Source organism: Corynebacterium sp. 51B, assembly GCF_008930785.1.
In the GTDB taxonomy this organism is placed as follows: Bacteria; Actinomycetota; Actinomycetes; order Mycobacteriales; family Mycobacteriaceae; genus Corynebacterium; species Corynebacterium megadyptis.
In genome coordinates, this window is record NZ_PQMK01000001.1 from 43165 (window position 1) to 54311 (window position 11147).

General features: G+C 61.3%; 12 protein-coding genes. 2 read left to right on the forward strand and 10 right to left on the reverse strand.

All coding sequences use genetic code 11. The features are described from left to right. Positions 1 to 146: 146 nt before the first annotated feature. Positions 147 to 1574, reverse strand: a complete 1428-nt coding sequence (locus GBB14_RS00215; RefSeq protein ID WP_151528812.1) for an NAD(P)/FAD-dependent oxidoreductase — start codon at positions 1572 to 1574, stop codon at positions 147 to 149. Between the two features lie 422 nt (positions 1575 to 1996). Between GBB14_RS00215 and GBB14_RS00220 the strand changes: the two genes are divergently transcribed. After that, positions 1997 to 3313 (forward strand): cyclopropane-fatty-acyl-phospholipid synthase family protein, encoded by a 1317-nt coding sequence (locus GBB14_RS00220; RefSeq protein ID WP_151528811.1) that lies wholly within the window; start codon positions 1997 to 1999, stop codon positions 3311 to 3313. 257 nt (positions 3314 to 3570) lie between these two features. Here GBB14_RS00220 and GBB14_RS00225 read toward each other — a convergent pair whose 3' ends face one another. The 6 genes from GBB14_RS00225 to GBB14_RS00240 all read right to left on the reverse strand — a co-directional run bounded on the left by GBB14_RS00225 (position 3571) and on the right by GBB14_RS00240 (position 7463). Next, the gene (locus GBB14_RS00225) at positions 3571 to 4131 is read right to left on the reverse strand and encodes a hypothetical protein (RefSeq protein ID WP_151528810.1); all 561 of its coding nucleotides are present in this window, start codon (positions 4129 to 4131) and stop codon (positions 3571 to 3573) included. 103 nt (positions 4132 to 4234) lie between these two features. Next, positions 4235 to 4381: a hypothetical protein gene (locus GBB14_RS10535; protein WP_192796001.1), complete on the reverse strand. Its 147-nt coding sequence runs from the start codon at positions 4379 to 4381 to the stop codon at positions 4235 to 4237. Between the two features lie 63 nt (positions 4382 to 4444). Beyond that, positions 4445 to 4774 carry a hypothetical protein gene (locus tag GBB14_RS10540; protein ID WP_192796000.1) on the reverse strand — a complete coding sequence of 110 codons (330 nt, stop codon included), beginning with the start codon at positions 4772 to 4774 and terminating at the stop codon, positions 4445 to 4447. A gap of 1447 nt (positions 4775 to 6221) precedes the next feature. Continuing rightward, positions 6222 to 6383, reverse strand: coding sequence for a hypothetical protein (locus tag GBB14_RS10545; protein WP_192796229.1), 162 nt, complete (start codon positions 6381 to 6383; stop codon positions 6222 to 6224). Positions 6384 to 6392: 9 nt separating this feature from the next. Continuing rightward, complete coding sequence (locus GBB14_RS00235) at positions 6393 to 7106, reverse strand: YceI family protein (RefSeq protein ID WP_370451599.1); 714 nt, start codon at positions 7104 to 7106, stop codon at positions 6393 to 6395. Positions 7107 to 7127: 21 nt separating this feature from the next. Then, positions 7128 to 7463, reverse strand: coding sequence for a hypothetical protein (locus GBB14_RS00240; protein ID WP_192796228.1), 336 nt, complete (start codon positions 7461 to 7463; stop codon positions 7128 to 7130). A 166-nt stretch (positions 7464 to 7629) separates the two neighbouring features. On the opposite strand from GBB14_RS00240, the gene GBB14_RS00245 reads away from it, so the two are divergent. Continuing rightward, the gene (locus GBB14_RS00245; protein WP_151528807.1) at positions 7630 to 8028 is read left to right on the forward strand and encodes an RNA polymerase-binding protein RbpA; all 399 of its coding nucleotides are present in this window, start codon (positions 7630 to 7632) and stop codon (positions 8026 to 8028) included. A 144-nt stretch (positions 8029 to 8172) separates the two neighbouring features. Here the strand turns inward: GBB14_RS00245 and GBB14_RS00250 are convergent, their stop codons facing one another. The 3 genes from GBB14_RS00250 to GBB14_RS00260 all read right to left on the reverse strand — a co-directional run bounded on the left by GBB14_RS00250 (position 8173) and on the right by GBB14_RS00260 (position 11071). Beyond that, a complete protein-coding gene (locus GBB14_RS00250) occupies positions 8173 to 8982 on the reverse strand; it encodes a polyprenol monophosphomannose synthase (protein ID WP_151528806.1) in 810 nt (269 codons plus the stop codon). Positions 8983 to 9056: 74 nt separating this feature from the next. Continuing rightward, positions 9057 to 10520, reverse strand: coding sequence for an apolipoprotein N-acyltransferase (lnt, locus tag GBB14_RS00255; protein ID WP_151528805.1), 1464 nt, complete (start codon positions 10518 to 10520; stop codon positions 9057 to 9059). Next, positions 10520 to 11071, reverse strand: coding sequence for an FxsA family protein (locus GBB14_RS00260; RefSeq protein WP_151528804.1), 552 nt, complete (start codon positions 11069 to 11071; stop codon positions 10520 to 10522). Before GBB14_RS00260 ends, lnt begins: the two co-directional genes overlap by 1 nt. Positions 11072 to 11147: the final 76 nt, after the last annotated feature.

Genomic DNA, 11147 nt, shown 5'->3' on the forward strand with positions numbered 1-11147 from the left:
TTTCTCTGATACCAGACAATTTACTTGTGTGGGAAACGGGGGTAGTGGGGAGTTGGGGGTTGCTGAGTGTGATACAAGCAACGCGGCCACGATCCCCCGATTAGGGGTGTGGCCGCGGGTGCTGTCCGTCGCTAAAAACGAGGTGCTTAGTTGTCCTTGTTCAGCTGCTTCTGGGTCTGCTCATCCAGCGCGTATTGGCGGGTTTCTGCGGCCTCTACCGGCTGGCCCTGCTCGGCGCTGAGCTGGGCGAGCTTGTTCAGGCCATTGCGGCCATGCAGCTGCTGGCGGGTGGTGGTGATTTGCCAGCGGGCCCGCGAGAGCACGTTGAGGCCCCAGGACATGGCAGCCACAAAACGGTTGCGGAAGCCGACCAGGAACATCACGTGCACGGCCAGCCACAGCACCCAGCCAATAAAGCCGGTGACCTCGATGCGCCCCATCTTCACCACAGCGGAGAAGCGGGAGACGGTGGCCATGGAGCCCTTATCGAAGTATTCGAAGGGCTCGCGGGCGGCGACGGTGCCCTGCTCGGCGGCAATGATATCGGCGGCGTACTCGCCGGCCTGGATCGCTACCTGGGCCACGCCCGGGAGGTTATTGCAGTTCATCATGTCGCCGACAACGAAGATGTTGTTGCTGTCGCCCGCGGTGAGATCCTCGTTCACCAGCAGACGGCCGGCGCGATCGACCTCGGCGCCGGTCTGCGCGGCGATGAGCTTGCCCAGCGGAGAAGCCTGCACACCGGCGGACCAGATCTTGCAGTAGGAGGGGATGGTGGTCTCGGTGTCATCCTGCATGTTCTTGTAGGTGACAGACTCGGCGTCCACATTGGTCACCATCGAGTTGAGGCGAACCGAGACACCGAGCTTCTCCAGCTGACGCTGTGCCTTGCGGCCCAAACGCTTGCCGAAGGGCGGCAGCACCTGCGGGGCGCCGTCGAGAAGCAAAATACGGGCATTGGCCGGATTGATATTGGTGTAGCGGCCGGCAAGGGTGCGGTGGGCCATCTCGGCCAGCTGCCCGGCCAGCTCCACACCGGTGGGGCCGGCGCCGACGACGACGAAGGTGAGATAACGCTCGCGCTCGGCCGGGTCGGTGGCCAGCTCGGCGCGCTCGAAGGCGCCGATGATGCGGGCGCGAATCTCGAGGGCGTCGTCAATGGACTTCATACCCGGCGCAAACTCGGCGAAGTGCTCATTACCGAAATAGGACTGGCCGGCGCCGGCGGCGGCGATGAGCGAGTCATAGCTATATACGCGCTTGATCTCGCCGAGCTCGGCGGTGACCGTCTGCTCCTCGGCGTTAATGTCGGTGACCTCGCCCTTGACAATATTGATATTGTCTTGGTTCTTCAGCACCTGGCGGTTGGCTGGAGCGATCTCCCCCGAGGAGAGCAGGCCGGTAGCCACCTGGTACAGCAGCGGCTGGAAAAGGTGGTGGTTGGTGCGGTCGATGATGGTGATATCAACATCGGCCTCCTTAAGGCGCTGAGCAGCGAAGATGCCGCCGAAGCCGGAGCCAATAATCACCACGTGGTGGCGGCCGCTCTCTGGGCGGAAGGGCTGGTCAGACATAAAGATAAACTCCTTGAAACAAAGAACAGATTCTCGCGCGCCCAGCATGACATATATAAGGGCCCTGTGCTCGGCGGCCGCGGAAAGCGGCGCGAGTGCAAGGCAGGGCGCGCATAGATGCTCAGTTTATACCTCCGCCGTGGTGATAGAAAACACAGCCATGTTGAGGTGCGCCATTATCCCTTATGGTATTTGCCGCGGTGGGTGCCGTCTGCGGCCCCGCCTCCCCGAGCGAAGGTAGCGAGAGTTCTACCATGAATTCATCAATGGTGATGGAGCAACGAGGCGTCGTTGCGGCCATCCTCCCACTCCTCGCTGCCGCGGCGTCGGCCGTGCTCAGGCGCTGAGGAGGGGAGCGCACCACGCGCGTCACGTTCAGATCGCGCGTTATCTCGGATGTGGAAAGGGAGCCGGAAGAATCTATGCCCCGTTATAAGGCCAGCCACCTGGCGCATGTGGATGCGCAGCGGTGGCCGGGAGTGGCCACGGTGCCGGTCGCCTGGGGCGATCGGATTGCTTCGTGGCGGCTGCGGCGCGTGGAGGCTCACTTCGCTCGCGCTCTCGCCGACGCTGGGCTCAGCGTGGGCATTTCTCTCGAGGATTCCGACCTGGTGGTGGAGCATGAGGAGCTGTTCTACCGCCTCTCCGATGGCGGCTGGCTCGGCTTGGCCGAAAGCTACATGGCAGGGGAGTGGCACGCCCGCGATCTCGGTGCTGTGGTGAAGGCACTGCTGGGCACCACCTTCGGTACTGCCCGCCGCTTGCCGCAGCGCGGCCGCTATGAGGGCGGTGAACTGCCGCCGGCGCTCAGCGAGTTCACCTCCACCGACAGCATTCATGACGGCGGCGGTATGTTTGCTTCCGGGGTGGCCACCACCGAAAGGATTACCCGCAAAAGCTATACTCACAGTTCGCGGCCGAAAGCCGAATCCTCGCACCACTTTGTGGATGACACGCGCATCTCCCCGCCAGCCGAGGTGGGCCGGGCGGATCTCGCCGATGCGCAGAACCGCGCTATCGACTCTCTTCTCGATGCCGCGCAGGTCGGTGGCGGCCGCGATGTGCTGGAATATCCGCTCTCCCGTGGCGCTCTGGCGATTCGTGCCGCCCAGCGCGGGGCCAGTGTGGATGCGCTCAGCCCCGATGCGGAGTTTGTGGCGGCCGTGGATGAGAGCGTGCAGCTCGCCGGTGTGGCCGATTCGGTGTTCATTCACACCATCGAGCATCCCATCGCTACCCGCGAGGATTGGCGTTCGCGCTATGAATCCATCGTCAGCCTGGACAAGCTCGTGCCCATGGGCGCCGATGGGCAGCGGGAGTTCTTCCGCGCTATCGACCGCATGTTGTCGGTAGGCGGTGTCGCCGCGATCCAGACCCTCAGCGAAGGCAGCAACTTTTCTGCAGTCACGCGCCAAGCGCTCGCCGTGGAGCGGGCCTATATCTGGCCGGCCATGGACTATCCGAGCATCGAGGAGCTGCACAAGACGGTCGACCGCGATACCTCCTTGCGCATCATCGGCGAGACCCACTTCGCCTCCCACTACGCACAGGTTGCGGCGATCCAGGGCGAGCTTTTCGACGCCAACTCGCGTGACGCTGCCGCCGCCGGCTTCGATATCACCTTCCGGCGGTTGTGGCGTTTCCACCTTGCGCTGCAACAAGCGCTGCTGGAGGAGAACCATCTCGATGCGCTGCAGCTGCGGCTGACCTCGCGTAGTCGGGCCAGCCGGCGCAGCTAGTACTGTCTAGCGCCCCGAGAACGCACCAGAGTACTACGAAGCACACGCCCCTGACCAGTATCTGGCCGGGGCGTGTGTGTGAGTTGATGCTCGCTATTTAGATAGCGCCGAAGATCTGTCCGGCGCCGCCGAGGATCGTCTCGACGATGGCGACAGAGAAGTCGAGTGCATCCTGGTCAAAGTAGCCAGGGTGGGGTGCGGGTCCGGTAGGCATAGCTATGTCCTTACTGTGTGAAAAAACGTGATGGGAAGGGGTACTAGCGGATGGTGATGGTGGCGCCGGGATCAGTGAGGTTGGTGTACGCGGCCAGCGGGGCCACGCGCTCACATTGCAGAACGCAGCTCGGATCGGCCTTTTCCGGGCGACCATCGCGGCGAACATCCTCGGCGTTGTACACGGTGGGAACGGCGATGACCTTTTCCCCAGGTACCGCACGGCTCGGAATGAACACGCGCAGGTTGGAATGGATCTTGCCCTCTGCGGTGGCGCGATAGGTCAGCCAGGTGTAGACGCCCCAGTCGCGGCCGGTGCCCGGCTCACGGAGGGTGACGCGCACCGTGTAGTACAAGCCGGGGGTGAAACCGGTGCCGGTGAAGGTTACGCGAGCCCAGTCGCTCGGGCTGACTTCCTTCGCAGCGGAATCAGAAGCGGTAAAGGAGACGCCCTCCACCGCACCTTCAGCACGGTTCGGGTTGACGGGGGACTCGATCACCTGCGTGGGATCCCACCACGGGCGATCCTGAACAGCGTTGGCCGTACCAACGCCGGCACAGAGAGTGCTCACGGCGATGACGCACGCGCTAATACCTTTAGTCAATGAACGCATAATATTCTCTCGGTAGAGGTTATAAGTGGGGAGAAAAAGCGGCGAGCCGGGGAGGTTCGGCCCGCCGCTAAGCACTGAGAACGGTGCCTGTGTACTACACGACGCCAGCGGCGAAGCCGAGCATCGCCTTGGTGGCATCAACTAGTGCAGGTCCAACCTCTTGGAACCAGTGGACCACCGGCATGGGGTCGCTGGGCGGGTCGAGCGGAATGCCTGCATTGGGGTCGTGATCTGCACCCATGATGTAATCCTTTCGGCTGAAAGTGCTTCGGAGGTGCTGGGCATAACCCAGCACTGCGGAGTCTTAGGCCAGCTTGCCCACGAGGCCCAGGATGGCGACGGTCAGGTCGACAGCGTTGGAGAAGAAGCTGTCAACGTTGTCCACGCTGATCTCGGAGGAGAAGGCATCCAGGCTGGAGGTGTCGGCAACACCGGTGGTCTCGCCGGCGCCCGGAACCTCGTCTACCGGAAGATCGCCAGCGGGGGCGTCAACGGCAGGGGTGTCTACCTCGGGAACCTCGGTCTCGGGGGCGTCCACGACGGGAGCCTCAGTCTCAGGAGCGTCAGCCACGGGGGTTTCGGTCACGGTGGTGGTCTCGTCAATCACGTCGTTCTCAACTACTGCATTGTCCATGAAACAAACTCCTTATGAGTTGGATCTCGATTTCACGAGATTATTCAGAATGTGGCACATAACGCGCCTTGTACACGTAACTCGCTAGGCGTGAAGTAACTCTCTGTAACGTCTCACCAGCTCGTTACGATGAACACTAACGGACGCAGCAGAAAACCGCTAGCACCTCGAAAAATGCTCTAACTTACGCTCCTGGTAAGAAGTTAAGAAAAAGCTGAATATAGCGATTCTGAGAATGATTGAGCGGCTCAATTTACATCATTATTCGGAATCCTTAAGACTTGTTGAATAGTGCAACAAAATGATGTGCTACTGGAAGAGCTTTTCTATTAAAACCTATGGAATAACGGGCGTATGTGGTCTGATGACGGACATCGGCGCGGTAGTGGGTACAGCAAGGGTGTTGGGTGCTGAGCAGTAACAATCGTTACTTTTCCGTAGGTTGGGGGAGTAGGGTCTATCTTGCCCATGGGCAGACTTATTGATTCGCCCTATGGCAACATGACGCGACCGCTGCGGATGTGAGGGGTGCGGGGGTGATGGGATGTGTATAGACTTGTGGCCACCTCAGCAAAGGATGCACTGCACAGCGTCGCTCGCCGGCGCATGTGGGGATGCGTAAATGTCGATGTCTACCGCTTAACAAGGGGTCATAGCGACCGATTCAGGGTAGGCTAATCTGGGGGTAAGGTCCGATGTCGGTCGGGGGTGAGATGGCGCCATTCTGAGTGCTTGTACACAGTCCACTGAGCGCGTGCTGTGACTCGCATGGGGCGCTGTGTCTGGGCCTGAGTGTGGCGTGAGGCGTGCTATGGCCACTGAGAACAGAGCGCGAGACGAGGGTGTGGCGCCAGCGATGGCGGAAGGGGGAATCCAGGGGTGGAGTGCGGAGGGGGGCCGAGACTGCGAGGCCTCGCTGGAGTGTGGAGTACGATGCGCCGCCAACGCTGGGCGGGAAATGGGGAGCATCGCTAAAGTGACATAATGTATATTATCGGACAAATAACGATGCTGGTGGGCGCACGCTGCTGTTATGGCTTCCGTCGTCAGGCCGTGGTTGAGGCTATCGTCCTCCCGCGCCGCTGTCTGCGGCTCTGTGCGCGCTTGCCGCAGCGTCGCCCTTCGGTTCTTCACTCACTGTGTGGGGTTCAGTCGCATTGCCCGCAGCGTCCGTGGCGCGCGATTCGTGCTCAGCCGTTCTCTGCGGCTCGGTTGCCCATGTACTCATCTGCGCTGTGCGGCCGTGCCGCCCACACGTTCACGCGCCACCGAGTGCGAGGCGCTCATCCCGCCATCGCTCCTGCTATGAATGCGAGAGAAAACGCCACTGCGTAGTAGCCCCCGCTCAGGCGGCCCTCGGTGCGCACCTCTGCCCTATGCAGATATGCCACTTATTACGTCACAGTGACGAAATTAAGTGGCATTCCTAGGCTATGCGATGAAGCGGCTATCGCTGTTTATAGGCTGTGACCAACTGCCAGATGGTCAGTGCAATCAGTAGCACTGAGAAACCGGCCAGCCACGGGAGGCCTTCGGTGTACATGAAGATGCCGAAGATAATGAGTACGACGAGGCGCACCCACATAGCGGGAATCAGCTTATTCACCATGGCGCGCTCCTAGCTGTCCTTCTGCATGCTGATGCGGATGTTAAGCTCGCCGTCCTCGGAGATCTTCGCGGCAATGAAGTCTGGGGTCTTGACTCCAAAGTCCTCGCGATTAAAAGGAATGGTGCCCGCCAGAATGATGGATTCGCCGCTGCGCAGCACCTCGAACTCGGCACTCACCTGGTTGGTCACGCCCTTGATGGTGAACTCGCCATCGAGCTGCACGGTGGCCGGAGTGCCATCATCGGGCACCTGCGAGAGATCCGCAGGCTCGGTGAGCACGAAACGGGCCTCGGGATAGAGCTCCGTCTCCAAGAGCTTGCGGCGCACGTTCACATCGCGGCGCTTCTGATCGGTCTCGACCTGTGTGAGGTCGGCCACCATCTCGGCGCCGGCCTGGACGGAATTATCACTGACCGTCGCCGAGCCGGTGACAGCTCGCGTGGAGCCAGAGGTGCTGCGGCGCTCCCCGGGTAGGATCTCCTCGAAGGTATAGCCCACCGAGGTGGTGTTTCCCTCGGCGCTGGGAACGACAGTCCACTCGCCATTGACGTCCGTGCTGGCTGCGTTGGCCTGCTCGGTAGAGATACCCCCGGTCTGCACTCCGGAGTTCATCACGGCCTTGTACACCACGGGCGCCACGGCAAGCAGCGTGAGAACGACGATGACTACAACGGCACCGACGACGACGGCTTTATTAGCCCCTTTGGAAGCCCCAGTATTCATGTCTTGCATCCTAACCCAATTTTAGAAACGGAAATGTTCAATGGCCCGAGCTATGCGCTGCAGCTCCTCGCACAACTCGTCGATGTCCTCGGGCTCGGCATCCTCGGCCACCGCGGTGGCGATATCCTCGGCGGCGCAACGCAGCTCATAGAGCGAGTCCGTGAAATGGGCCCGTTGTTCGGGGGTGATCACCACTGCGTCGCTAGGAAGCTGTCGACTCTCCGCCAGTTGTCGGTGCTCATAAGCACGTTGCCGACACGAGGCGCTGCAGTACTTCTTTGGTCGCCCCCTGCCGCTAGTGGCGAATTCCTTTCCGCACCACTGGCAGGTGTGGGTCACAGAATCGCGTCTAGTCACGGCTGTATATATTAGCGCACCCCGCCCTGTGTGAGTACGGGAGGATCCGCGTGGCTAAAATATGTTTGATGAGCTACAACCGCAGTGCTCCGTGGTGGAACTAAATGCACGGCATGTGCGTTGTACCTAAAGCAATACAGCCGCAAAGAAAAGGACGGATTGAAACATGGCAGATCGCGTACTGCGCGGCAGCCGCATGGGTGCTGTGAGTTACGAAACCGATCGAGATCATGATCTCGCACCTCGGCGCATGGTCAAGTACAAGACGGACTCGGGAGAGATCTTCGAGGTTCCCTTCGCCGACGATGCCGAACTCCCCGAGGAGTGGCTGTGCAAGAACGGCCAGATGGGCACCCTCATGGAAGGCGAGGGTGTTGAGGGTAAGCCGGTGAAGCCGCCGCGCACCCACTGGGACATGCTCTGCGAGCGCCGCAGCATGGAAGAACTCGATGAGCTGCTCGACGAGCGCATCGAGTATCTGCGCAAGCGCCGCCGCAACGCCGCCAAGCTGCTCAAGCAGCAGAAGGAAGAAGAAGAGCGCGCTAAGCAGGAGGCTGGCAAATAAGCCCAGCGCCGTGCACAGATAGACCACGACCCGAGAACCAACACGCAGCGGTTCCCGGGTCGTGGTCTTTGCCCTTATAAGCTACTCCCCTAGTTCCTGCCCCACCGCGAGCTGCCGTGCTCGTGGCGGGAAGCTATAAGGCACTTAGTGGTTGAACTTGGGGCGGGTCTTGTGGCGCTTGATTTCATACTGCACCTGCTTGCTGGTCTCGTTGTAGAGATCGCGGAGCTGTTGGGCGCGGTGCTTGAGACCCCAGAGCGTGACCTGGGACAGCGAGCTGGTGACGAAGCTGCCGTCCAGCTTGGATTCGCCGATTTCGCGTTCGGTGAAGGTGATCGGGACTTCCTGGACATCGAAGCCCGCTTGGACGGCGCGGAAGGCGAGATCCACCTGGAAAATATAGCCGGCGTTGGACAGTTCCGAGAAGTCGATCGCTTCGAGGACCTCGCGTCGATAAGCGCGATAGCCTGCGGTCATATCACTCAGGCCTGCGCCGAGGGCGAGCGAGATGTAGATATTGCCGCCCTTGGACAGCACATAGCGCTTCTTGGGCCAATTGACTACGCGGGCGCCCGGAATGTAGCGCGAGCCGATGACCAGATCGGCGCCCTCATCCACCGCGTTCAGCAGCTGATGAAGCTGCTCCGGGGCATGGGAGCCATCCGCATCCATTTCGCAGAGCACGCTGTAGTCGCGCTCCAAGCCCCAGTTAAAGCCCTCGATATAGGCTCCGAGCAGGCCTTCCTTGACCTGGCGGTGGCACACATGGATCTGATCGTCCTGGGCGGCAAGCTCATCGGCGACGTCGCCGGTGCCATCGGGGCTGTTGTCGTCCACAATGAGGATGTCCACACGCGGCGCGGCCTGGCGGATACGAGCAGTGATCAGCGGGGTGTTTTCGCGCTCATTGTAGGTCGGGATAATGACCAGTGTCTTCTCACTCGGCTTCGTCACAGATGTCGCTACTTTCCATTGCTACGGGACGCATCCGCACCACCACGGTGAGAAAGCGCCACTAGGGGCTGACTTCAGGCTTTGCGGCCACGCACTATACCGGCCGCAGCGGCTAACACTCCAATAATAGTGAGTCCGGCCTCGATCTGACCACCATGGATGGCTGCGATCGTGTGCGTGGACCGCAGCGGCAGCGTGTCCACCAGGTGATCCGCAGTGAAAATATCGGTCTGTTCCAGCACCTTTCCACTCGGGCTCACCAGTGCGGAGACCCCAGAGGTGGCGGCCACCACAACTGCCCTATCCAGCTCCTTGGCGCGGAATCTGCTCATCGCCAACTGTTGATAGGTCATGTCTGTGAAACCGAAGGTGGCATTGTTGGTGGGCGTGGTCAGGATCTGCGCGCCGGCCAGCACGGCATCGCGGCCGGCGCGGTCGAAGGCCACCTCGTAGCAGGTGGATACACCCACCGCGATGTCGTTCATATGCACCACGCCCGAGCCCTCGCCGGGCTTGAAATCCCCAGCGAGATCAACGTAGTCGGAGAAGTGCCGAAAAAAATCTCGGTAGGGCATGTACTCGCCGAAGGGCTGCAGATACTTCTTGTAATGGTGCTCGCCCACTGTGCCTTCGGCATTGAACACCACCATCGTATTGCGCGCGCCCACCTCATCGCGGGTGACCGTGCCTACCAAGAGTGGCGCGTTCACGTGCTCCACCGCCTCCGCGATGCGGGCCCGGGCAGAAGCGTGGACAAAAGGATTGACATCGGCAGCGTTTTCCGGCCAGACCACCAGATCGACGGGGCGGTCAATGCGCTCTGTTTCGGCACTATGGTTGTTCAGCACCGCCTCGCGCTGGGCGTTGAAGTCCAAGCCCATGCGCGGCACATTGCCCTGCACGGCGGCGACCGTCACCTCCCCTGCAGAGGGACGCTGCTCCAGCGAGGAGCTATACAGTGTGCCGCCGAGCAGTATCACGGCGATGGATGCGAGCGTGAGCAGCGACGATAGCCGCGCACGCAGGAGTAGGCCGGCGAGTCCGGCGCCGATGCCGACGGTGGCGGCACTCACGAGCGCCGGCCCGCCCACCGGGGCCAGAGCACTGAGGGGCCCAGTGATCTGTCCCCAGGCCACCCGCACCCAGGCGAAGCCGCCAAAGGGCCATGTGGAGTGCAGCCACTCCACGGCCACATAGAACAGCGTGAAGGCCAGCGGCCCGAGGCGCGGTGCGATAGTGGAAAACAGCAGGATATAGAGGGTATTGACGATAGCGAGGGCAATATAGGGCGGGGTGCCGACGAACTCGCCCACCCAGGGCAAGAGCGGCAGGTAGGCGCATAAGGCGTGGGTGGCGCCGATGAGGAGGCCGCTGCGCCAGGTGATCGGGCGGGCCATCCAGCGGCGCCAGGGGTGCAGCGCGATATACAGCAGCGCGAAGCTCAGCACCCCGGCGAACCAATAGCCGTGGGGTTCGAAGGAAAAATACAAGAGCAGCCCGGAGAGGGCTGCGCAGGCGAGGTGGAGAAGCAGCGGCATTACTGAGATTCGGGGCTATCGCTATCGTTGCTCGGGCCGTTGCTGCGGCCCTTGTTCTGGCCGTTATTCGGGGTGTCGAAATCGTCCGGATTGACGCTTTCTGTCCACTTCTTAATTTCTTCTTCATCGATCACCGGTGCGAAAGAACCATAGGTGCCGCGCTTTTGGGTCATCGTGAAGGTCTTAACGCTCAGCTTATCCAGACGCGCCATGGTGGTGCGCGCCATGACCCGCCGGATCACCGCGCGGGTGGGCGGCAGAATGCAGAGCAAACCGGTGATGGAGGTGATGTATCCAGGCAGAGCGACGCCCACCAAACCGGCAAAGAGCAGGCCATAATCCCCTACTACCTGACCGGGTCGGGCCGCCGTGGGGTTGCTGGCGGCGCGGCGCACTATCGCGCGCATCTCATAGTTGGCGAACACAAAGCCGAGGATGAATAGCAGGCCAAGGAGCAGGATCGCCCAGCCGAAGCCAATCCACCTACCGACGAGGTAGAAGGCGAGGATCTCGCCGACGATGTACAGGGGAAAAAGTAGTCCTAAACGCACGGTGGTCGAGTCTACCTGAGCCTAAGGACACACGGGTGAAGCCAAGCGCGCACGCCGCTAGCCTCGTGCCGCTACC